At 50.1% G+C, this 23,636-nt stretch carries 20 protein-coding genes, 4 tRNA genes and 1 pseudogene; 11 read left to right on the top strand and 14 right to left on the bottom strand.

The annotated features are described in order from the left end of the window. Positions 1-78: 78 nt before the first annotated feature. Complete coding sequence (locus Q9J32_RS01505; protein ID WP_301885466.1) at positions 79-1,248, top strand: D-alanyl-D-alanine carboxypeptidase family protein; 1,170 nt, start codon at positions 79-81, stop codon at positions 1,246-1,248. A gap of 124 nt (positions 1,249-1,372) precedes the next feature. Here the strand turns inward: Q9J32_RS01505 and Q9J32_RS01500 are convergent, their stop codons facing one another. The 13 genes from Q9J32_RS01500 to Q9J32_RS01440 all read right to left on the bottom strand — a co-directional run bounded on the left by Q9J32_RS01500 (position 1,373) and on the right by Q9J32_RS01440 (position 14,274). After that, on the bottom strand, positions 1,373-4,024 hold the full coding sequence (locus tag Q9J32_RS01500; protein ID WP_301885467.1) for a restriction endonuclease: 2,652 nt from the start codon (positions 4,022-4,024) through the stop codon (positions 1,373-1,375). A gap of 234 nt (positions 4,025-4,258) precedes the next feature. Beyond that, positions 4,259-6,208, bottom strand: coding sequence for a site-specific DNA-methyltransferase (locus Q9J32_RS01495; protein WP_304675348.1), 1,950 nt, complete (start codon positions 6,206-6,208; stop codon positions 4,259-4,261). Positions 6,209-6,555: 347 nt separating this feature from the next. Then, complete coding sequence (locus Q9J32_RS01490) at positions 6,556-7,128, bottom strand: 50S ribosomal protein L25/general stress protein Ctc (RefSeq protein WP_003678083.1); 573 nt, start codon at positions 7,126-7,128, stop codon at positions 6,556-6,558. A gap of 65 nt (positions 7,129-7,193) precedes the next feature. Then, complete coding sequence (locus Q9J32_RS01485) at positions 7,194-8,177, bottom strand: ribose-phosphate pyrophosphokinase (protein WP_301885468.1); 984 nt, start codon at positions 8,175-8,177, stop codon at positions 7,194-7,196. Positions 8,178-8,344: 167 nt separating this feature from the next. Further along, positions 8,345-8,420, bottom strand: a tRNA-Gln gene (locus Q9J32_RS01480). An 8-nt stretch (positions 8,421-8,428) separates the two neighbouring features. After that, positions 8,429-8,504: transfer RNA gene (locus tag Q9J32_RS01475), tRNA-Gln, on the bottom strand. A gap of 12 nt (positions 8,505-8,516) precedes the next feature. Beyond that, a tRNA-Gln gene (locus Q9J32_RS01470) sits at positions 8,517-8,592 on the bottom strand. A gap of 7 nt (positions 8,593-8,599) precedes the next feature. Further along, entirely contained in the window at positions 8,600-9,445 is an 846-nt protein-coding gene (ispE, locus tag Q9J32_RS01465; RefSeq protein ID WP_301885469.1) for a 4-(cytidine 5'-diphospho)-2-C-methyl-D-erythritol kinase, read from the bottom strand. Positions 9,446-9,454: 9 nt separating this feature from the next. Further along, positions 9,455-10,036: an outer membrane lipoprotein LolB gene (locus tag Q9J32_RS01460; protein WP_301885470.1), complete on the bottom strand. Its 582-nt coding sequence runs from the start codon at positions 10,034-10,036 to the stop codon at positions 9,455-9,457. A gap of 99 nt (positions 10,037-10,135) precedes the next feature. Further along, entirely contained in the window at positions 10,136-11,980 is a 1,845-nt protein-coding gene (locus tag Q9J32_RS01455; protein ID WP_301885471.1) for a tetratricopeptide repeat protein, read from the bottom strand. Between the two features lie 326 nt (positions 11,981-12,306). Beyond that, a complete protein-coding gene (gene panC / locus Q9J32_RS01450) occupies positions 12,307-13,143 on the bottom strand; it encodes a pantoate--beta-alanine ligase (protein ID WP_301885472.1) in 837 nt (278 codons plus the stop codon). Positions 13,144-13,265: 122 nt separating this feature from the next. After that, on the bottom strand, positions 13,266-14,057 hold the full coding sequence (panB, locus tag Q9J32_RS01445; RefSeq protein WP_301885473.1) for a 3-methyl-2-oxobutanoate hydroxymethyltransferase: 792 nt from the start codon (positions 14,055-14,057) through the stop codon (positions 13,266-13,268). A 141-nt stretch (positions 14,058-14,198) separates the two neighbouring features. After that, a tRNA-Thr gene (locus tag Q9J32_RS01440) sits at positions 14,199-14,274 on the bottom strand. A 165-nt stretch (positions 14,275-14,439) separates the two neighbouring features. Between Q9J32_RS01440 and Q9J32_RS01435 the strand changes: the two genes are divergently transcribed. Continuing rightward, entirely contained in the window at positions 14,440-15,231 is a 792-nt protein-coding gene (locus Q9J32_RS01435; protein ID WP_301885474.1) for a polyamine aminopropyltransferase, read from the top strand. Positions 15,232-15,285: 54 nt separating this feature from the next. Beyond that, positions 15,286-15,927 (top strand): alpha/beta hydrolase, encoded by a 642-nt coding sequence (locus tag Q9J32_RS01430; RefSeq protein ID WP_301885475.1) that lies wholly within the window; start codon positions 15,286-15,288, stop codon positions 15,925-15,927. Between the two features lie 77 nt (positions 15,928-16,004). Here the strand turns inward: Q9J32_RS01430 and Q9J32_RS01425 are convergent, their stop codons facing one another. Then, positions 16,005-16,928, bottom strand: a complete 924-nt coding sequence (locus tag Q9J32_RS01425; protein ID WP_301885476.1) for an RluA family pseudouridine synthase — start codon at positions 16,926-16,928, stop codon at positions 16,005-16,007. Between the two features lie 165 nt (positions 16,929-17,093). Here Q9J32_RS01425 and Q9J32_RS01420 point away from each other — a divergent pair. The 8 genes and pseudogenes from Q9J32_RS01420 to der all read left to right on the top strand — a co-directional run bounded on the left by Q9J32_RS01420 (position 17,094) and on the right by der (position 23,607). After that, positions 17,094-17,963, top strand: a pseudogene (locus Q9J32_RS01420) (meta-pathway of phenol degradation family protein). A gap of 42 nt (positions 17,964-18,005) precedes the next feature. Further along, a complete protein-coding gene (locus tag Q9J32_RS01415) occupies positions 18,006-18,401 on the top strand; it encodes a hypothetical protein (protein ID WP_219302911.1) in 396 nt (131 codons plus the stop codon). After that, the gene (locus Q9J32_RS01410) at positions 18,391-18,606 is read left to right on the top strand and encodes a hypothetical protein (protein ID WP_301885520.1); all 216 of its coding nucleotides are present in this window, start codon (positions 18,391-18,393) and stop codon (positions 18,604-18,606) included. Before Q9J32_RS01415 ends, Q9J32_RS01410 begins: the two co-directional genes overlap by 11 nt. Positions 18,607-18,809: 203 nt before the next feature. After that, positions 18,810-19,097 carry a hypothetical protein gene (locus tag Q9J32_RS01405; RefSeq protein ID WP_003707389.1) on the top strand — a complete coding sequence of 96 codons (288 nt, stop codon included), beginning with the start codon at positions 18,810-18,812 and terminating at the stop codon, positions 19,095-19,097. Between the two features lie 193 nt (positions 19,098-19,290). Next, positions 19,291-19,947, top strand: a complete 657-nt coding sequence (locus tag Q9J32_RS01400; RefSeq protein ID WP_301885477.1) for a C39 family peptidase — start codon at positions 19,291-19,293, stop codon at positions 19,945-19,947. A 126-nt stretch (positions 19,948-20,073) separates the two neighbouring features. Next, positions 20,074-21,369, top strand: coding sequence for a histidine--tRNA ligase (hisS, locus tag Q9J32_RS01395; RefSeq protein ID WP_301885478.1), 1,296 nt, complete (start codon positions 20,074-20,076; stop codon positions 21,367-21,369). After that, a complete protein-coding gene (locus Q9J32_RS01390; protein ID WP_002239610.1) occupies positions 21,370-21,999 on the top strand; it encodes a YfgM family protein in 630 nt (209 codons plus the stop codon). A 150-nt stretch (positions 22,000-22,149) separates the two neighbouring features. Then, on the top strand, positions 22,150-23,607 hold the full coding sequence (gene der / locus Q9J32_RS01385) for a ribosome biogenesis GTPase Der (protein WP_301885521.1): 1,458 nt from the start codon (positions 22,150-22,152) through the stop codon (positions 23,605-23,607). The last annotated feature ends 29 nt before the right edge of the window (positions 23,608-23,636 follow it).

Genomic DNA, 23,636 nt, shown 5'->3' with positions numbered 1-23,636 from the left:
AGCAAGAAAAATCCGCCCGATCAGACACCCTAAGCGTATAATCGGCAGACTGAAACACGCACACAATTAGAATATTTCATGACAGCACATAAAATCCTGCCCGTCCTGCTTTCCATCATCTTAGGCGTTTCTCACGCAACGGCTGCATCGCCCGCGCCCAACAGACCGACGGTACACGCCGCCCCTACGCTCCAAACACCCGAAACCCTCACAGCGGCACACATCGTTATCGACCTTCAAAGCAGGCAGACTTTATCCGCTAAAAACATCAATACCCCTGTCGAACCGGCGGCACTAACCCAACTGATGACCGCATATTTGGTTTTCAAAAACATGAAATCGGGAAATATCCAATCTGAAGAAAACTTAAAAATACCCGAATCCGCATGGGCTTCAGAAGGAAGCAGAATGTTTGTACGTCCCGGCGATACGGTCAGCACCGACAAACTCTTAAAAGGCATGATTGCCCTATCCGCAAACGATGCCGCCCTAACCCTTGCCGGCCGGCTGGGCAACGGCTCGATTGAAAATTTTGTGCAACAAATGAACAAAGAAGCCCGACGCTTGGGCATGAAGAACACTGTATTCAAAAACCCGACAGGCTTGAGTAGAGAAGGACAGGTTTCCACCGCCAAAGACCTCGCCCTGCTGTCTGAAGCATTGATGCGCGACTTTCCGGAATATTACCCGCTGTTTTCCATCAAATCTTTCAAATTCAAAAATATAGAACAAAACAACCGCAATATCCTTTTATATAGGGACAACAATGTAAACGGTCTGAAAGCCGGACACACAGAAAGCGGCGGCTACAACCTTGCCGTGTCATACTCCGGCAACGGCAGGCACATCCTTGTCATCACTCTAGGTTCGGAATCGGCGGAAACCCGCGCATCGGACAACAGCAAGCTGCTGAACTGGGCATTGCAGGCCTTCGATACGCCCCAAATATATCCGAAAGGCAAAACCGTTGCCCAAATCCAAATTTCCGGAGGCAGCAAAAAAACCGTCCGCGCAGGCTTCCTCAAAGAAGCCTACATCACTCTGCCACATAAGGAAGCGAAAATGGCAGAACAGATTTTGGAAACCATACAGCCGATTCCCGCCCCGGTAAAAAAAGGGCAGATTTTAGGAAAAATCAAAATCAGACAAAACGGACATACTGTTGCCGAAAAAGAAATCGCCGCGTTGGAGGACGTAGAAAAGAAAAACTGGTGGAAAAAACTCTGGGCACGCCTGACGGGACAATAAGCTTGAGACCTTTGCAAAATTCCTTTCCCTCCCGACAGCAGAAACCCAAACACAGGTTTTCAGAAGAAACCTCCCCAAAAGGCGCGGCGGAAACGTCAACGGAAAACAAAGCGGACAGCATATTTCATGCCTGCTCCTCTTTTTCTAACTTTAAGTCCCCCACTTTTTCCACAACACGGTATGCCAAACCGCCCAGTGCTTCAAAATGCCGTTCACCGCATTCGATTTTCAGCCTCTCATTCTGGCGTAGTTTGTCCATATCCACACCAGCCTGAATGCCTTTGCCAGTATTTTTGGTTTCTGCAACAAAGTACACTTTGCCCTGAACCTGTTTTACCACTGCCCAATCGGGATTGTAATTGCCCAGTGGGGTCGGGATTTTGAACCAGCCGGGCAGTTTGAAATAAAACGCTACACCACCTTCATGGTCAGCATCATAATGCTCGCAATCGGCGGCAAAGGTTTTTTCCGTACCGGAATCCAAAGGGATATAGTTTTCGCAAATGGTTTTCTGCGGTTTTCCGACTTTGAACGTAAAGCTGTTTTCATAAAACTCGATGCCTTCACGCTCCATGTCTGCCAACAGCTTTTGGTCGTACACTTCGCCGGTTCGCTCATACTCGATTCCTGCCGCCATCAATGCGTACAGGCTGCGGTTTACCGCTTCAGCGGCAAGGTCGATGAAGCGTTGCGGATTACCAACTACATCTTTCAGACGACCTGACTGTGCGATGATTTCATACACCGTGCGCCGCGTCAGCCCCGTTTTTCTTTGGATTTCGCCGAGTATGTCCGGAATCTCCCATTGAACGTCCATTTCACGGCTGCGGCCGGCAATTTCGACTGTTTCGATACCGTAGGTTTGGGATTGTTTCAAATGTGCTTTTTTGATGCGGATTTTCGGCTTTTGGATTTCTGGCAAATTTGCTACTGCCGCCGAAGCCTGTTTGATCAATTCTTCCGTATCGAAGCGCACGCGGTAGCGCGTTTTGTATTTCAACCTGTCCCAAATTGCCTGAAATTCGGGATCGAGCGGAAAATCTTTGCGGAATAGCTGTTTTTTCTTTTTATTGTGGTCTTTGATGTTTTTGGCGGAAAATTTGATACCGCATTCGTCTTCGTATTCCTTTTGCAGGTTGGCGGCAAACAATTCGTAGCTTTCGTTCGGAATCACGGTCAGCACATTCACTTCTTCATCGCGCACGCGCCGCCCTTCCTGATTGACGGCGATACGCAGCCCGCGCCCGATTTCCTGCCGCTTTTTCAGCGGCGAGCGGGTTTCGTTGAGCGTGCAGATTTGGAATACATTGGGGTTGTCCCAGCCTTCTTTCAGCGCGGAATGGGAAAAGATAAAGCGCAGCGGGCTGCCGAAGGAAAGCAGGGTTTCCTTGTCGCGCATAATGAGGCGGTAGGTATCGTTGTCCGCCTGCGTCGTGCCGTCGGTGTTTTTCAGACGGCCTTTCTTGTCTTGCGAGAAATAGCCGCCGTGTACGCCCGCCATATCGGTATTGCCTGCAAGCTCCCGATAGATTTCTTCAAACCAAAGGGCAAACTTGCCTGCCGTTCCGTCTGCCGCACGGTAATTCTCCACACGGTCGATAAAGAACAGCGACAACACCTTAATCCCCGACGGATTCAGCCGTTTCTCCTTCGCCAAATGCTCCCTTACCGTTTCGCGGATTTGGTTTTTCATAATTTCATCGCGCACCGCATCGCCGTCTCCGCCGCGCGTAATGGTTTTACCGCTGGAAAACGCCAATTCCTGATTCTCGAAATCCAGGCCGTCGATGATGAAACCGTGGCGGTAGGCTTCGTTGCCGCCCGATTTTTCAAACAAATCGTCTCCCGATTTGACGGATACCTTTTTCTTCTTGGTTTCCTTTTTATCCTGATAATGAATGTTCAAATCGGCTTTCAGACGGCCTTTGGCCGCCTGTTTCACTTCCAACAGCTCCGCAAATGCGCCGTTCACATCGTTTTCCGCCAATACCGGCAAAACTTCGATTTGCTTGACCAGCTTCAAATTGTATGCCTGCACGGGATTCAGGCTGTACACCTTGTGATACGGTTTTTTATGCGTTGCCGAATAGCGCAGGGTAAAGAGCGGATTGAGCGATGCCAAAGCGTTCAGACGGCCTTCCGTTTCCATATTTTGCGGCTCGTCGATGATGACGATGGGACACGTTTCCTGAATAAACTTAATCGGCGCATCCCCGCTTTCGTTTACCTTATTGATCACGTTTCCGTCTTTTTCAAACGACTGGATATTGATTACCAAAATTTCGATATGGTCGTTTACCGCAAAAGCGCGTAAGTCCGACAACCGGCCGCTTGAATATTCCGCATAACGCATCACGGGCCTGCCGAACACTCCGTCAAAATGTGCCTTCGTAATTTCCAGGCTTTTCAACACGCCTTCGCGTATCGGTACGCTCGGTACGACAATGACAAATTTCTTCCAGCCGTAGAGCTTGTTCAATTCGTAAACCGTGCGCAGATAGACATAGGTTTTGCCCGTACCCGTTTCCATTTCCAGAGAAAAATTCAGCCCGTGCGCGCCGATTTCCGTTTCAGGCTGTCCGTTTTGCTTTTGCACTGCATTCAGATTCCGACCCAGCGTTTCCCAATCCAAATCCAAGCCGTTGCCGACAAACCGCCCCGTCCCCTGACTGGTCAAATCAAATGTCCGGGCGTGGTTCGGCTGCCCTGCAAAAAGATTCGCAACGGCATTTACCGCATCAAGCTGATAGGGCAGTTCTTCAAATTTCAATTCCATTTTTATTTCCTTCTATCCGCTGTCGCGCGGAAAATCCACCTCTTTGCCGTCATTTCCGCGCAGGCGGGAATCCAGACCTGTCGGCGCAGAAACTGATATATCGTCATTCCCACGAAAGTGGGAATCTAGGTTCGTTGGGTTTCAGTCATTTCCGATAAATTCTTGCAACTTTGAGTTTCTAGATTCCCGCCTGCGCGGGAATGACGGCAGACGGCACTTCCCGCTTTCGGCTGACTACACGCATTCGAACATCACGCCCGCGTCCTTCATCTGCAATACGGTATTGCCTTTGAGCGCGTCGTCGCCGTCGAACAGCCTGTCCAAAACCACCGCCTTGACGGGATGCTTCGCCAGCACGGCATCAATCAAATCCTGATTCACGCGTTCCAGCAGGAAGGCGTACAGTCCGCCCGTATCCTCGTCTTCCACGAAATACACGCCGTCTGAAAGCGAAACCTTGCAAGTCAGCTTCAAACCTAAACGCAGCATCAATTCGCAGAGCAGGTTTTCAGACGGCATTTCAGACAACACAGAATCAATGCTCAAGGATAATTCGCCTTGCAGGGCTTCCGTATCGGCTTGTCCGGGCTGCCGCCATTGTTTGAAACCGCTTTCGGCCAGTTTGAAGACTTTAAAGCCCGTATCCACGTTTTGACCGCTTTGAAGGCCGTCTGAAATCTGCCTGCCCGCGCGGCGGATGCGTTCTTTGGCGATTTCGGCAATCGTGTCGAAACCCGCCTTGCGCGCTTCGGATTTTTCGTCGGTTTCTTCGGGAAGCTGGACACAGATGAAACGGCGGCTGCCGCCGTCTTCGGCATTCAGTTGCATCACGGCATGGGCGGTAGTGCCTGAGCCAGTGAAGAAGTCTAATATAATTGAATCTTTTTTATTTGATGCAATTTTAAGCATCCTTTTGATTAATGAAGGAGGTTTCGGAAAAGTAAATATTCCTTTACCAATCATGGATTCCAACTCTTTGCTGGCAGCATCTGTTGTTCCTGTTTCATCATGTTTCCATAAATCAACTGGCACCATTCCGCCATCCATCTCTGTGAGAAATTTCTTTAAGCGTGGATATTTGTTTTCTCCATTCTTTCCCCAATACAGTCTGTTATCTTCCTGATAGGATAAATATTTTGAATACTCAAATTTCCATGCATTTGTTGGGTGTGTAATGACTTCTCCCGTGTGTGGATTTTGTATTTCATATGATAAATTCGGGCGTTGTTCCTTTGTTGCTGGGTTAACACAAGATACGCTTGTCCATACTCCTCTTGGATCATTATCTGGATTGGTATAAGTGGAATCTGCTTTTTCATTTCTAGGCTCTTTTAACTCCTGTAAGTTATCAGATTTCCTGTAGCAAACTATCTGCTCCGTTAATGTTGTGAACATGCGGGCGTTGTTACTTCTGGTATACCTCTTCTCCCATATAATATTTGACACAAAATTCTCCGCCCCAAACACTTCATCACATAACAATTTCAACTGCGCCTGTTCGTTATCGTCTATCGAGATAAAAATCACGCCGTCTTCACGCAGCAGGGTTTTCGCCAGATGCAGGCGCGGCAGCATCATGGAGAGCCAGTTGCTGTGGTAATGGCCGCTGTCTTTGCCGTTTTTTCGCCACGCGCCTTGGAATACGCCGTCGCGCTTCAGGTAGCCCGCGTCGTCGATATCGCCCACGCGTCGGGCGTATTCTTCGCGGCTTTCGGAGAATTTGTCGGGATAAATAAAGGAATCGTTGCCGGTATTGTAGGGCGGGTCGATGTAAATCATCTTCACGCTGCCGGCGTAGGATTTTTGCAGGATTTTCAGTGCTTCGAGGTTTTCGGCTTCGATAAACACGTTTTGCGTGCCGTCGAAATCTGTGGATTCTTCTTTGCAGGGAACGAGGGTGCGGGAAGTGGGGCTTTGCAGGTTGAGATAGGCGGCGGTTTTGCCCGCCCAATCGAGTTGATAACGTTCGCCCGCGCCGGCAAGGTTTTCTGCACCGAGGACGAGTTTGAGCTTCTCAAAGTCGATTTGGTCTTCGCAAAAGACTTCGGGAAAGAGTTGTTTGATTTTTAATATGTTGTTTTGTCTGAAATTATTTTCTAAATCGTGTATAATTTCGGTTCGGTTCGGTTCGGTTCGGTTCGGTTCGGTTCGGTTCGGTTCGGTTCGGTTCGGTTCGGTTGCCATAACTATGTCCATCAAGATCGGGTTACGAAATATCCTTTTATCGGGATGTTTCAAAAGTTGAAAGAAAAGTGATTTTCGGGTAAAAGTTGACCGACTATCTCTGATAGCCGGTTCGAGCCGGACAGCTACTGGAATATGAACGATATATCTTCTTCATTTTCATCCGGTACGAAATGCCGTTTTTGAGCCAATCATCCGTTGTCGCGCAATACGCCTAGATAGATTTCTACCCAAACGGAAATAAGCGGTTTTCCCTTATAAACGGATGAAATCAACCAAATATTGAAACACAGCCAAAAACAATAAGGCGGTACGCATCGTATACGTACCGCCTGCTTTTCAATCAATTAGCGTTTCTTACCGGTAACGGTGGCAACAGCCAGATTTTCGTTACGTTTCAGGGAAACGCTTTCTACACCTTCAGGCAGTTTGATGTCGGACAGATGCAGAATGTCGCCGGCAACCACTTCGGCACAATCCAAATCCAAGAAAGCAGGGATATTGGCAGGCAACGCAACCACTTCAACAGTCGTGTTCAGCAGAGATACGCGACCACCTTGCAGTTTGACCGCTTGGGAGTTTTCTGCGTTAACGATGTGAAGGGGAACACGGATACGTACAAGTTGATCGGCTTTCACAGCTTGGAAGTCGATGTGTTGAACTTCGCGGCGGAACGGATGCATTTGGAAATCGCGGACGATAACGTCTTTAGTTTCACCGTTCAGAGACAACTTAATCAACGCAGTATGGAAAGATTCTTTTTCCAATGCGTAGAATACAGTTTTGTGATCCACAGCAATTGCAACGGGCTCTTGACCTTCACCGTACAGAATGCCAGGGATTTGACCTTCGCGACGCAGGCGGCGGCTCGCACCAGTGCCTTGTGCTTCACGAACAGAGGCTTGAATTTCATAAGTCATGTTAAATACTCCATTTAAATAAAACTACCGTCATCGGCCGCGACCAGCTTAAGACGGCTTCGGGCTTATGGCAGCAACATGCTGCCTGTCATCACTTCTTCATTAAAAAGATATGAGACGGATTCTTCGTTGCTAATACGGCGAACCGTTTCAGCCAACAAACCTGCAATCGTTACCTGACGGATACGATCGCATTTTTGCGCTGCTTCAGACAAAGGAATGGTATCTGTTACAACAACTTGGTCGATTTCGGACGAGGCAATACGGCTGACTGCCTCTCCGGAGAATACGGCGTGGCTGGCATAGGCCAGAACACGTTCCGCCCCCCGCTCTTTCAGAGCGACGGCAGCTTTGCACAGCGTATTTGCAGTATCAATCATATCGTCCACAATCAAGCAAGTACGACCTTGAATGTCGCCGATAATGTTCATGACTTCCGCCACATTGGCTTTCGGGCGGCGTTTATCGATGATTGCCAAGTCGGCATTCAGGGATTTTGCCACGGCGCGGGCGCGGACGACACCGCCGATGTCCGGGCTGACGACGGTCAGATTTTCAATCCGCTGCTGCTTGATGTCGTTCAACAGAATCGGGGTAGCATAAATATTATCCACCGGAATATCGAAGAAACCTTGAATCTGGTCTGCGTGCAAATCAACGGTCAAAACACGGTCAATGCCCGCCGAATAGAGCATATTTGCCACCAGCTTGGCAGAAATCGGAACGCGGACGGAACGCGGACGGCGGTCTTGGCGCGCATAGCCGAAATACGGAATGGCTGCGGTAATACGGCCTGCTGAAGCGCGTTTGAGCGCATCTGCCATCGTCAGGATTTCCATCAGGTTGTCATTGGTCGGCGCGCAAGTAGGCTGAAGGATGAAAACATCGCGGCCGCGTACGTTTTCCAACAGTTCGACGGCAACTTCGCCATCTGAAAACTTGGAAACGGAAGCATTGCCCAAAGAAATGTCCAAATGCTTGACAACACGTTGTGCCAATTCGGGATTGGCATTGCCTGTAAATACCATCAAACTGTCGTACGCAGCCATATTCTCACCTGATTTTATGTTTAACTTCCGCTCAGAAAACACAATGCTTCCCTCCGCTTGTACCAAGCCCGACATTATACCTGCAACATCCGACACAAACAAAGGCATTTCAATATTTTTATTTCTATGAAATAAAAAGCGTGTAAGCAGGCTTACACGCTTTTGTCTGGCTGGGGAGGAAGGATTCGAACCTTCGCATGCTGGAATCAAAATCCAGTGTCTTAACCGCTTGACGACTCCCCAAAAAGGGCTGGCTGGGGAGGAAGGATTCGAACCTTCGCATGCTGGAATCAAAATCCAGTGTCTTAACCGCTTGACGACTCCCCAACTTGTTTGGCTTGGCTGGGGAGGAAGGATTCGAACCTTCGCATGCTGGAATCAAAATCCAGTGTCTTAACCGCTTGACGACTCCCCAACAACGTTTATACGGACAACAAAGGATGTTTTGAAAGACCCTCTGCCAAATATGCCTCGTACAAACCTGAAACTTGTCGGTATATATTGTATGCGCTATTCCTATCTTGACACGCCGTGAATACACACGCACCAGAACCTGTCATTAAGGCAAATCCATATCGGGACAACTCGGAATAGGCTTTCCAAACTTCAGGGTATTCTTTAAATACAACTGCCTGCATATCATTTCTAAACGGTTGCAGGTTTTGGAAAGTCGGCATTATGCTTGAGGCGGAATTTCGTGTCAAGCCTTCGTGTGTGAAAATTTTTGCGGTGGAAACGTGGACGGGCGGTTTGATGATGACATACCACTGTTTCGGAATATCCATTTCGTCCAGCCTGTCGCCTATACCCCGCGCAAACGCATTTTTGCCGAAAATAAAAAATGGTACGTCCGCCCCCAAAGCCGCGCCCGAATCAATGAGCTGCCGCTGCGTCAGACCGCACTGCCACCAACGGTTCAACACCAGCAAAACGGTTGCCGCATCCGAGCTTCCTCCGCCCAAACCGGCCCCGGTCGGAATTTTTTTGTCCAGCCATATCTCCACGCCGACAGGGGTGCGTGCATATTTTTGCAGTAATGATGCAGCACGGTAGCTTAAATCCGCTTCCTGCGGTATTCCATCAACCGGATTGTGCAGAATGATTTGTCCGTCGTCCCTTAGTTTCAAATATACGGTATCCTGCAAATCTATCAGGCAGAATATACTTTCAATATTGTGATAACCGTCCTCACGCCTGCCTGTAATCCTCAAATCGAGATTCAGTTTTGCAGGTGCAGGAAAGGCTTGCCGTCCGTCCGTAACACTCATATATCTACCTTACCGTATGCGTGCCGCACATTGTTCTTGGGTTTCAGTTTCAGACGGCATACCGATTTCGCTGAAAACCAGCCTGATGTTCAATTTCCCGTTATCCAATTGCAGGATGCGGGCTTTTCCTTCGCTGTTGACGGTTCTGCTGATTATCCAACCGTATTGCTCCAGCATACCGTCCGGCAGGATGCGGTAAGGTGCGCGTGCAACCCGTCTGCCGTCTGCCCAGATATGCAGATATTGGATTGGTAGCTTGAAACCAATAAGCTGCCGGCTCAACTCCTCCGCACTTTCCGCCTGATAAACATTTCCTTTAGCATCCACTGCCAACGCACCGTCTTTGTCTTGACACAACTGTCCGAGCGTACTGCCCAAAGGGGTGTTGATATTGATGGTTTCCACGGGTGGGCGGTATGTCCAATCGAAATTTGCATACGAACCTTTCCCTTCCGCTTTGACTGCCAACCGCCCTTCCGCTGCAAAACTGCTGATGTGTTCGGACGGCTGCCACAGATTTTCGTTATTTTGAGGTAATTGCGCGCAAGCGGTCAAAAGCAGGATGACCGATGCGGATACGGTGTGTTTCATCAGAATTTCCTTAACGGATGCCATCCTGCCGGCCGGCGGGTTCGGCGTGCCGTGCAAAACGCGTGCAAACCTTATGCCGTCTGAAAGGATGGGCCTGCATTATTTCCGGGACTTCCGGGAAGCTTGGGGCAATGCGATGCCGTGACGTTTGAGCGTTTCGCGCCATATTTTTTTGTCTCCCGCAAGGTGTGCCGCCTGCGCCCATACGTCAACCGCCAGATCGCGCTCGCCCAATGCCCACAACACTTCGCCCAAATGGGCGGCAACTTCGGGCCCGGGGTCGTTTTCAAACGAATACCACAGATACGGCAGCGCGCTTTCCGCGTCGCCTTTCAGGTAATACGCCCAGCCTATGCTGTCGTTGACGGCAATATCGTCAGGGTTAATTTGATATGCCTTCTGAAGCAATACAAAACCCTCGTCCAAACGCTCGGAATCGGAAAGCAGGCTATAACCTAAATTATTCATAATCTGAGCGTTATCGGGTGCAAGCCTGAACGCCCTTTCAAGATCTGAAATCATTTTTTTCCGCTTGCCAAGCCGGTCGTAAACAACTGACCGCTGTACCAATGCCTCTGCCTGTAACTCTGTATTACTGCCGGCAGGCGGTTTTTCGATAATCTTGTCCAACCCCCTCAAAGCCTCCCGTGCATCCGGCAGTTTTGACAGGGCAAACAACTGTACTTTAGACAAGTTCTCCGCCATAAAATAACGCCCCTGCTGCTCGGGAAGCTTCCGTACTTCCCTAATTTGCCGCAAAGCCGCCTTTGCACCATCCAGTTCGAGGGTTGCAACAACTGCCGACACACCTTTGTCGAATAAATATTCCGGCGCGGACACTTTTTTCAGCCACTGCCTGACTTTGGCGTAATCCCTGCGGTCTGCATACATCATCGCCGCCGTTAGCGCCGCCCTGCTCCGCTGTTCCTCCGTCCCCCTGCCGTATGCCTTTTCGACATAGCCATCGATAACGGAAATATCTTCTTTCCGGTTTGCCGCCAATATTGCCGCCTGAATATACAGATCCGCATTCGGATTGGCATCCAGCAACACTTTCAAGCGTTCATATGCATCATCGGGCCTGCGCAGGGAAACAAGGTTCATAATTTCCATTTCCTGCCAGACGGTTGAAAGGTTTTTGGTGTCTGTTTGCTCGAAAAAACCGCTGAGTATCTCGGGATAACGGCGCGCAACCAGACGCAAGGTTACCAGGGTCGGTGGTAGTATTTCTGTATCAAGTTTTGCCAAGCGTTGCAATGCCGCGATTGCTTTATCTTTTTCCCGCACTTGCACGTTAAAAACCACATCGGCAACCGCCGCTTCGGGCAGATGTTCATATTTCAACGCCGCGCGGTGGACGGCCTCCGATGCTTTTTTCGCCAATCCGTCCTGCTGCACGGCGGCTTGCGCCAGCAGCAAAAATATCCTGCGGTTTTGCCCGTCATCCGCCTGCGCCAATATCTCTTCCAGCCCGTCCAAACGTTGATTTTCTTCTCCTTTCAGCACACTCCGCAACCAGGCCATCCGTTTCTGCGCCTCACCCGGTATAGGCTCAATCTGCCGCCATTTCTGATAAATCATCTCAGCCTGTTCAAACGCATTCAGCGACACGGCCATTTCCAAGGCACGTTCGGCAACTTCGGGGGATTTTGTACGCTCCAACATCAGCATATAGGCGGCAAGTGCCGTTCCCGCCTGCCCCTTTTGCAAGGCGGTTTCGCCGCCCAGCAGCGTAAATATCCTGTTGACCCGTTCGCCCACTGCCGCAAGCCGTGCGCGTTCGTTTTTGATTTCTTCCTCGCTGTAACGCTGATGTTTTCTTAAAACCTTTACGACTTCCTTCGGCGGCTTCACATCAACTGCATCCCTGCCGGCGGCGGACACCTGTCCGGCAAGCAGGGCTGCCGCGAGCACAGATAAAATGGTGAAACGGGCGGGTAACATAATCATCCTTTATCCGACATCCGTCCGAACCTTCAGACGGCATATTGAGCCTATAGACAAGGCATCACTTTATCACAAGCCAAACGGTTTGTAGATTTGCAAAACCCGCCAGAAGGCAGGGCTGCATTTTGGGATTGCGTCGGTTTGCCTGCATACGATGCAGGACAATCCTTGCCTTATCATTTGGTTTGAAAGTTTAATTTATTGAACAAAAAGAAATTTATTTCATTCCGTCTATTTTTCGACATGATTCCGAAGCACAGCCGACGGCAAAATGCCGTCTGAAACGCAAATCCGCTTCAGACGGCATTCCCGGTTCCGGCGGGCTAAGGCAGGACAACTTCCACATTGTCAATCAGGCGCGTCGTCCCCAGACGGGCGGCGGCCAAGACCACCAGTTTCTTATCTCCCGCCCGCGCCACTTCGAGCGTATCGGCACGGCGGATTTCAACATAATCGACCGTCCAGCCGTGTTCCGTCAGAGATTTGACGGCCCGTTTTTCCAAACCTGCATAATCCAAACTGCCCTGCTTCAGCGATTCGGCAACCGCCTGCAGCTCGCGGTACAAGCGCGGTGCTTCGGCACGTTCCGCCGCACTCAAATACTGGTTGCGGCTGGACAGTGCCAACCCGTCTTCCGCGCGCCCTGTATCGACAGGCACTATTTCAACATCAAAATTCAAATCTTCGACAAAACCTTTAATCACAGCGAGCTGCTGGTAATCTTTTTTGCCGAAACAGGCAACATCCGGCGCGACAATATTGAACAGCTTGGACACTACCGTTGCCACCCCGCGGAAATGTCCCGGGCGGAATTTGCCGCACAACTCATTTTGCAGGTTGGGCGGTTCGACGTTATACCGTTGCTCCACGTTCGGATAGAGTTCTTTCTCATCGGGCGCGAAAACAACGGCAACGCCTTCGGCGGCAAGTTTGTCCGCATCCTGTTGCAACGTACGCGGATATTTGTCGAAATCTTCGCCCTGACCGAATTGCAGGCGGTTGACGAATATGCTGACAACAACGTTGTCGGCGCGTTTTTTGGCTTCGCGAACGAGGGCAAGATGCCCTTCATGCAGATTGCCCATGGTCGGCACAAATGCCACCGTTCCCGCATTTTTACGCCACGCGCGCAGTTCTCGAATGGTATGTATGATTTGCATAACGGTAATCCTTATCCTTCGGGCTTCCTGCCCGACAAAACGCGCCGATTATACGCGCCGCACACGGCAAAACAAAATGCCGTCTGAAACGGCTTTCAGACGGCATTGGCAGCAAACCTTGTTCAGTCTGCAAAAATATGTTCCGCAGCAGGGAAGGTTTTGGCTTTAACTTCTTCGACATACGCCCGAACCGCCGCCTGAATGCTGCTTTGCCCATGCATAAAGTTTTTGACGAATTTCGCCGTCTTGCCCGGAAAAATACCGAGCATATCGTGCATCACCAAAACCTGCCCGTCGCAACCCGCACCCGCACCAATACCGATAGTCGGACAGGAAACAGTTTCAGTTACCTTTTTTGCCAGTTCCGCAGGAACACACTCCATCAGCACGACCGCCGCCCCCGCATCATCATGCGCCTTGGCATCGTTAAGCAACGCCTGCGCCTTGTCGCCGCGCCCCTGAACCTTGTATCCGCCGAAGGCAAACACGGATTGCGGGGTCAGACCGATGTGCGCGCAAACCGGAATGCCGCGCATTTGCAGAAATTCAGTCGTTTCCGCCATCCACACGCCGCCTTCAAGTTTGACCATATGCGCTCCTGCCGCCATCAGTTCGGCGGCGGCGGCAAACGCCTGTTCCTTACTTTGCTGATATGCACCAAACGGCAAATCGCTGACAATCATCGCATTTTTTGCACCGCGTGCTACACATTCGGTGTGATAGCACATATCGCGCAGGCTGACCGGCAGCGTCGACTGCCGCCCTTGAACCGCCATACCCAAAGAGTCGCCGACCAGCAGCATTTCCACGCCGACATCGTCCATCAGCGCGGCAAAACTGGATTCGTAAGCGGTCAGCATGGCGATTTTTTCGCCCGCCGCCTTCATTTTTTGCAGTGTGTTCACAGTAATCATCAGATATTGTTACCCCGCCATTTTCAGACGGCCTTTTCAGTTTGAAACGGGCTATTATAGTGAAATGCCCGCAGCCCTGCCACCGACCGTGCCGCAAATGCAAAACAGCCCGACTGTTTTACACAATCGGGCTGTCCAATCTGGTGCCGGCACCAAGAGTCGAACTCGGGACCCCCTGATTACAAGTCAGGTGCTCTACCAACTGAGCTATACCGGCAAAGAAGGTGAATTATGCAGGCAACTTCACACTTTGGCAAGAAATTTGTTCGACCCCCTCATAAAAATACACTAAGTATCTTATTTAAAACAAAATTAATTTGAAACAGGACAAGCATCGGCATTCTGATAAAATATCCGCCTTTCAAACCGACCGTTCACACCGATGGCAAGACATCCCTACCGCCGCCTGCGTCCTGCAAAATCCGGCTTTCCCGAAGTCGGCATTTCCGAAGAAGGCAATATCCGTTCGCTTCACTTGGGCAGCGACACCGTTCAAAGCTCGATGAACCTCGACCACCCGTCCGAGCTGGTACTCTCTTACAGCCGCGCGATGATGGGCTGGCTGCTGTTTGCGGAACGCCTGCCGCAACATATCACCCAAATCGGCTTGGGTGGCGGCTCGTTTGCACGCTGGATAGATACCTACCTGCCCGACACGCGCCAAACTGCCGTGGACATCAATCCGCAGGTCATCGCCATTGCCCGCAGCCTGTTTGAGTTGCCTTTCGAGGGCGAGAAATTTGAAATTATTGAAGCAGACGGTGCGGAGTACATCAAAGTCTTCCGCCGCAATACCGATGTGATTTTGGTGGACGGCTTCGACAGCGAACAAATCATCGATACGCTGGTTGAAGAACCGTTCTTCCGAGACTGCCGAAACGCACTCTCTTCAGACGGCATATTCGTTACCAACTGGTGGAGCGGCGACAAACGCTATCAACGCTTCATCGAACGGTTGTTGAGCGTTTTTGAAGGGCGCGTATTGGAACTTCCTGCCGAAAGCCACGGCAATGTCGCGGTAATGGCATTCCAAAGCAGCCCCAAAGAGCAAAACATAGGCAAACTCAAAAAACGTGCCGACAAACTGAGCAGCGCATACGGATTGGACTTTCACCGTATGCTCGCCGGCCTGAAAGCATCCAACCCCAACAACGGCAAGCATTTCCACCTTTAAGCCGCCATCTTCGCGGCTGCATCGGAATATGCGGAAAATCAAGAGGAAACCATTATGCAAAAACCCGAAACCATACACATACCCGGCCCTGCCGGCATTTTAGAAACCATCCATATCCCGTCCGAACAAGTACCAGCGCGCGGCGTTGCCGTTATCAACCACCCCAACCCCCTCCAGGGCGGGACAAACACCAACAAAGTCATTCAAACCGCTGCCAAAGCCTTAAGCAAACTCGGATTCCACTGCTACCTGCCCAACCTTCGCGGCGTAGGCGGCAGCGGAGGCGAACACGATTACGGACGCGGCGAAACGCAAGACTGCCTCGCCGTCATCGATTATGCCCGCGCCCAACATCCCAAGGCTCCCGAATTTGCCTTATCCGGCTTCTCCTTCGGCGGTTATGTCGCCACATTTGCCGCACAAGAGCGCATACCCGACCTGTTACTGCTCATGGGCGCAGCAGTCTGCCACTATACCAACCGTCCGGAACCGTCAGCCGTTCCCAACGTTGCAAAAACGCTGATGATACACGGCGCGGAAGACGAAGTCGTCGAAATCGAAAAAGCCCTGAAATGGGCGGAACCGCAAGATTTGCCCGTCATCACCATCGCCGGTTCCACGCATTTCTTTCACGGCAAACTCATCGTCCTGCGCGACACCATCCTCCGCTTCGCGCCCGTATGTCTGAACGGATAAAGCCCCTTTCAGACGGCATCGATAATATCAAACCCGTATCGGCGGCATCTGCCGATACGGGTTTGCATTTCCTCTCATTATAGGCAAAACCTACTGCAAAACACCCTTTCCAGACCCGACAAAGGATCTGCAAACGCAATCTTTTTTGCCAATAGCTTCAAAGGTTTCCGATAATCCTCGCTTCCCGCTTCAGACGGCACGGGATAGAGCGCGTCATTCAACAACGGCATACCCAAACCCATCATATGTACGCGCAACTGGTGTTTCTTGCCGGTATGCGGCGTAAGGCGGTAAAGGCTGAATTCCCCTCTGTTTTCAATCAGTTCGACCGTCGTATGTGCGTTTGGTTCGCCTTCCGCCTCTTGCGTCGTAAAAAATTTTTCACCCCTTACCAAACGCGACACCACATCCAGCGGATACGGCAAATCCGTCCTTGTCGGCGCAAGTGCCTCATACGTTTTCCATACCGTTTTGTTTTGAAACATCGTCTGATAAGCCCCGCGCGTGTCAGGATTGTGCGACAGCAGCATCACACCCGCCGTATCCTTGTCCAAGCGGTGCAGCGGCGTAATGTCTTCAACATTCAAATGCTGCAATTCAGGACGCAGGCGCAGACGTGTGAGCAGCGTTTCCCTCAAAAAACGCCCGCTGGGGATGACGGGCAGAAAATGCGGCTTGTCCACCACAATCAAATGTTCATCAATATGCAAAATCTTTTCTTCAAACGGAATACGCGGCTCATCCTCACTGCTGGTTTCCCGATAATAAAACATCGTCTTACCCGGCTCGAACAAAGTATATTCGTCCAACGCCGCACCATCCGAACCGACCACAAAACCGCTGTTCAACCGCCTGCGCCAATCGTCCGCGCCCACAAAAGGAAAGCGGATGCACAGAAAATGCAGCAGCGGCAGCCCGTAAAACTGCTTTTCATGCGGCAGCACCAAATAACTGGGTTTGACACCGTTCAACAACGGAAGAGGATTGTTGCGTTTTTTCATGCGGCGGATTGTAACCGTTTTTCACAAACTTTTCAGACGGCATATCAAAACATAATTGATAAAAACAAATATATCGTTTTTTTTTGATTTAAAAATTTATTTAGACAGAATTATCGGATATTCATTACCATTCTTAAATAAGAATTAATATCAATAAGAGGAAATATGAAACGTATCTTTTTGTCCGCCTTGCCCGCCATCCTGACTTTATCCGCTTATGCCGACCTGCCCTTAACGATTGAAGACATAATAACCGACAAGGGCAAATGGAAACTGGAAACTTCCCTTACCTACCTGAACAGCGAAAACAGCCGCGCCGCACTTGCCGCACCGGTTTACATTCAAACCGGCGCAACCTCGTTTATCCCCATTCCGACCGAAATCCAAGAAAACGGCAGCAATACCGATATGCTCGTCGGCACGCTCGGTTTGCGCTACGGACTGACTGGCAATACCGACATTTACGACAGCGGCAGCTATCTGTGGCACGAAGAACGCAAACTCGACGGCAACGGCAAAACCCGCAACAAATAGATGTCCGACATATCTGCCGGCATCAGCCATACCTTCCTCAAAGACGGCAAAAACCCCGCACTCATCGCTTTTCTCGAAAGCACGGTTTACGAAAAATCGCGCAACAAAGCCTCGTCGGGAAAATCGTGGCTCATCGGCGCCACCACCTACAAAGCCATAGATCCGATTGTCCTTTCCCTCACCGCCGCCTACCGTATCAACGGCAGCAAAACCCTTTCAGACGGCATCCGCTACAAATCGGGCAACTACCTGCTGCTCAACCCCAACATCTCATTTGCCGCCAACGACAGAATCAGCCTGACCGGAGGCATCCAATGGCTGGGCAGGCAGCCCGACCGGACGGACGGCAAATGGGAATCCTCCGGAAACACATCCACCTACGCCCATTTCGGCGCAGGTTTCGGTTTCACCAAAACCACGGCTTTAAACGCATCCGTACGTTTCAACGTTTCAGGGCAAAGCAGTTCCGAACTGAAATTTGGCGTACAGCATACATTTTAAGCAGGTTTTGATTTTCCAACCTTGTAATCCAAAGGAGTTATTATGAAAAAACAAATCACCGCAGCCGTAATGATGCTGTCTATGATTGCCCCCGCAATGGCAAACAGCTTGGACAATCAGGCATTTGAAGACCAAGTGTTCCACACGCGGGCAGATGCGCCGATGCAGTTGGCGGAGCTTTCTCAAAAGGAGATGAAGGAGACTGAGGGGGCTTGGGGACCGGTAGGTGCATTTATCGGAGGAGTCGGAGGCGGAATCGGATATATGATGAACCAGCAACTTAGCGGAAGCAGATTTTCTCCCACAGCATTCACTCTTGCCGTAGGGGCGGGAGCTTTTGGAGGGGCGACAGCAGGTCCGGCAGGGGTTGTATGGGGATTTAACCGATCTTTGGCAACAGGTATGGTTACGGGTGTTGCCCAACGATATGGTAAATAAATATATAAAAACAGCAATCAGCATAACCACCATATCTATATTTTATCTTCTAACTCAAGAAAGCAGCGGCAAAACTGAAGAACCATCATATTTCTTGATGTTCATGTTTCTCAACTCGCTTTGGTTTGAAGAAAATAAAACAGTTATGGCTGCCGTTACGGCAATGATTGCCGCCCACCTTATATTTGTCACACTATCCGATTAATAAGCAAACAAAAAGGCTGCTTGGAAATTTCAGGCAGCCTTTCAGGAGGACTTTGATGAAACATTATCTCCTCCCTAAGAATTTGTTATGAAAAAACAAATCACCGCAGCCGTGATGATGCTGTCTATGATTGCCCTCGCAATGGCAAACGGCTTGGACAAAATGAATTAAGGACATTAGCTGTTTTTACAGAAATTTTTAAAATGGATGATTTGATTGTAGCTTTTTTAGGCTATTTATCAGGTAAATATAGCGAAGGGAAAATAAGCAGATTAGAAATATCCCTAACGGCAGGAAGTATTTTCTTTGCAGTATTCTTTATTCATGAACTGATAATTTTTATTGTTGATGGAAATAAGGAAAATCTTTGGAATTTTATTACTGAGATGATGAAAGATTTATTTTTATTTTCATGTTCTGTTTGTTTATTATTCTACTTCTTATTATTTATTGCGGAAACTATTGGGAAAACAATCAATAAAATTAAATAAGATATTTAAGCCGCTAAAACCATTTAAGTATTTTATCTTTTCTATGCGGCATTTATCTTGGAATTGAAATACTGCAATCGGACTGCCGTTACGGCAATGATTGCCGCCCACTTTATATTTGTCGCACTATCCGATTAATAAGCAAACAAAAAGGCTGCTTGGAAATTTCAGGCAGCCTTTCAGGAGGATTTTGATGGAACAAAAAAGGCGGTTTGCCGCTTCCCTGCTCCTCGCCGCCGCCCTGCCGCTTTGTGCACATTCTTTTCCCTTTGCGGAAGAAAACCCCATAGCCTACGGCAAAGTCAAAATACAAAGCTGGAAAGCGCGGCGGGATTTCAATATTGTAAAGCAGGATTTGGATTTTTCCTGCGGGGCGGCTTCGGTGGCGACGCTTTTGAACAATTTTTACGGGCAAACGCTGACGGAAGAAGAAGTGTTGAAAAAGCTGGATAAGGAGCAGATGCGCGCGTCGTTTGAGGATATGCGGCGCATTATGCCAGATTTGGGTTTTGAAGCGAAAGGCTATGCCCTGTCTTTCGAGCAGCTCGCGCAGTTGAAAATCCCCGTCATCGTGTATCTGAAATACCGTAAGGATGATCATTTCTCGGTATTGCGCGGTATAGATGGCAATACGGTTTTGCTTGTCGACCCGTCGCTGGGTCATGTTTCGATGAGCAGGGCGCAGTTTTTGGATGCTTGGCAAACCCGTGAGGGAAATTTGGCAGGTAAGATTTTGGCTGTCGTACCGAAAAAAGCGGAGACGATTTCAAATCAATTGTTTTTTACACATCATCCCAAGCGGCAGACGGACTTTGCAGTCGAACAAATCAGGCAAGCACGTGCAGAGTAAGTCAAATGCCGTCTGAAAACTGTTTCAGACGGCATTTTTACCCGTCCGCAAACCATCTCCATCCTCACAAGCCCTTAAAAATCCGCTATAATCGCCCGCATTTGATTTCAGCACCCCCTTTTTGAAATGGCACAAAAAATTCAATCTGTAAAAGGTATGAACGACCTTTTACCTGTCGAACAAAAAGATTTCAAACTGACGGCTGCGTTTTGGCAGGCGTTTGAAGATACGGTAAACCGCTGGACACGCGCTTACGGTTATCGGCAAATCCGTACGCCGATTGTCGAGCAAACCGGTTTGTTTGTCCGCTCCATCGGCGAGGAAACCGATGTGGTTGGCAAGGAAATGTACACCTTCTCCGATTCAAACGATTCTTTGAGTTTGAGCCTGCGTCCTGAAGGTACGGCTTCTTGTCTGCGTGCGGTGGTCGAACACAACCTTCTGTACAACAGCCCGCAAAAGCTGTGGTATATGGGTCCGATGTTCCGCCGCGAGCGTCCGCAAAAAGGCCGTTATCGTCAGTTCCATCAGGTCGGTATCGAGGCTTTGGGTTTTGAAGGGCCGGATATCGATGCAGAAATCATTGCGATGTCTGCCGACTTATGGGAAAAATTGGGTATTCGTGAATACCTGACTTTGGAAATCAACAGCTTGGGCAACCGTGAGGAACGCGCAGCACACCGTGCGGCGTTGGTTGAATATCTGACCCGTTATGAAGACAAATTGGACGAAGACAGCAAACGCCGTCTGAAAACCAATCCTTTGCGCGTTTTGGATACAAAAAACCCTGATTTGCAGGAAATCTGCAATGCCGCACCGCGTTTGGTGGATTACTTGGGCGAGGCTTCGCAAAACCACTATGCACGCTTCAAGGCGATGTTGGATGGTTTGGGTATTCAATATATTGAAAATCCGCGCTTGGTTCGCGGTTTGGATTATTACAATCAGACGGTTTTTGAGTGGACGACCGACAAACTCGGCGCGCAGGCGACTGTGTGCGGCGGCGGCCGTTACGACGGTTTGATTGAGGAACTCGGCGGCAAACCTGCGCCGTCCATCGGTTTTGCAATGGGTATCGAGCGGCTGCTGCTTTTGGTGAGCGAATACGGTTCGCTGGAAGTGAACGCCGCGCCTGATGTGTATGCAATGCATCAAGGCGAAGGTGCGGACTTGCAAGTGATGAAATACGCCCAAGCCTTACGCGCTCAAGGTTTCAACGTGATGCAGCATTCCGGCTATCAAAGCCTAAAAGCGCAAATGAAAAAAGCAGACAACAGCGGCGCACGCTTTGCCCTGATTGTCGCGCAAGACGAACTGGCGAACGGTACGGTTACCCTGAAAGATATGCAGGGCAAACACGGTCAGCAAACCGTTGCCGCCGCCGATTTGACAGACACTTTACAACAATGGAAGAACGCATAAATGGCAGCCCATTTGGAAGAACAACAAGAGTTAGACAACTTTAAATATTTTTGGAAAACCACGGGCAAATGGCTGTTTGCCTTGCTGATTTTGGCGGCACTCGGCTACTTGGGATACACGGTTTACCAAAACCGTGCGGCTTCCCAAAATCAGGAAGCGGCGGCGGTGCTGGCAAACATCGTGGAAAAGGCGCAAAACAAAGCCCCGCAAAGCGAAATCAATGCCGAATTGACCAAACTCCAGCAAAGCTACCCGCATTCCATTTCCGCCGCCCAAGCCACGCTGATGGCGGCGGCAACCGAATTTGATGCGCAGCGTTACGATGTTGCCGAAGGCCATTTGAAATGGGTGTTGTCCAACCAAAAAGACAGCCTGATTCAGGCGTTGGCGGCACAGCGTCTCGGCGTGGTCCTGCTCCAGCAGAAGAAATACGATGCCGCCCTTGCCGCACTCGACACGCCGGTTGAGGCGGACTTCGCCCCCCTGCTGATGGAAACCAAAGGCGATGTCTATGCCGCACAGGGGAAAAGCCAGGAAGCCTTAAAAAACTACGGACAGGCTTTGGAAAAAATGCCTCAAGATTCTGTCGGTCGCGAATTGGTTCAAATGAAACTCGATTCGCTGAAATAAATGCCGTCTGAAATGCCGCTCTCTCTTCAGACGGCATTTCAGACAACCCCATCCTACGGCAATTCCCGTAAAACCCATCCGCCGTGTCCCAACGGACACCTGCTCGTGTTCAGTTCTCCCGAACGGCACTTGACACAGAAAGACTTAATTATGAAACCAACCATCGCACTTGTCGGCCGTCCCAATGTCGGCAAATCTACTTTATTCAACCGTTTAACGCGCACCAAAGACGCGCTCGTGCATGACCTGCCCGGTCTGACCCGCGACCGCCATTACGGACACGGCAAAGTCGGCAGCAAACCTTATTTGGTCATCGATACCGGCGGTTTTGAGCCGGTTGTGGACAGCGGCATTTTGAACGAAATGGCAAAACAAACCTTGCAAGCTGTCGATGAAGCCGATGCCGTCATGTTTTTGGTGGACGGACGCACCGGCCTGACCCCGCAAGACAAAATCATTGCCGACCGCCTGCGCCAAAGTCCGCGCCCCGTTTATCTAGCGGTAAACAAAGGCGAAGGCGGCAATAGGGCTGTACTTGCCGCCGAGTTCTACGAACTTGCCTTGGGCGACCCTTATGTTATTTCAGGTGCGCACGGAGACGGCGTGTATTACCTGATTGAAGAAATTTTAGAGAACTTCCCCGAGCCTGAAAAAGAAGAGGAAGAGGCGAAACATCCCGTTTTTGCCGTTATCGGCCGTCCGAACGTCGGCAAATCCACGCTGGTCAACGCCATTCTCGGTGAAGAACGCGTGATTGCCTTCGATATGGCAGGTACGACGCGCGACAGCATCCATATCGATTTCGAGCGTGAAGGCAAACCGTTTACCATCATCGATACCGCAGGTGTGCGCCGTCGCGGCAAAGTGGATGAAGCGGTGGAAAAGTTCTCCGTTATCAAAGCCATGCAGGCGGTTGAAGCGGCAAATGTTGCTGTTTTGGTGTTGGATGCGCAACAAGATATCGCCGACCAAGATGCGACGATTGCAGGTTTCGCTTTGGAAGCAGGCCGTGCTTTGGTAGTTGCCGTCAACAAATGGGACGGCATCAGCGAAGAGCGGCGCGAGCAAGTGAAGCGCGATATCAACCGCAAACTGTATTTCCTCGATTTTGCCAAGTTCCACTTTATTTCCGCCTTGAAAGAACGCGGCATAGACGGATTGTTCGACAGCATTCAGGCTGCCTACAACGCGGCGATGATTAAGATGCCGACACCGAAAATCACGCGCGTATTGCAAACCGCCGTCGAACGCCAACAGCCGCCGCGTGCGGGCTTGGTGCGTCCGAAAATGCGTTATGCCCACCAAGGCGGCATGAATCCGCCGGTGATTGTGGTTCACGGCAATTCGCTGCACGCGATTTCCGACAGCTATACGCGCTATCTGACCCAAACGTTCCGCAAAGCCTTCAACCTGCAAGGCACGCCACTACGTATTCAATACAATGTTTCGGAAAACCCGTATGAAAATGCGGAAGACAAACCAAAGAAAAAACCGCTGCGCCGTGTCAGCCTGAGCAACCGTATTGAGAAACGCGAAGGCCGTAAGGAAGAGAAAAACCGCTTCAAGAAGAAAACCAAAGTCAGTGTGAAAAAACAGCACAGCAGGTAATCTTCGATATTTCAAACAACTGGAAACAT

It is taken from the genome of Neisseria uirgultaei (assembly GCF_962719845.1).
GTDB classification, from domain to species: Bacteria; Pseudomonadota; Gammaproteobacteria; order Burkholderiales; family Neisseriaceae; genus Neisseria; species Neisseria bergeri.
This window is presented reverse-complemented; position numbering and strand designations above follow the sequence as displayed.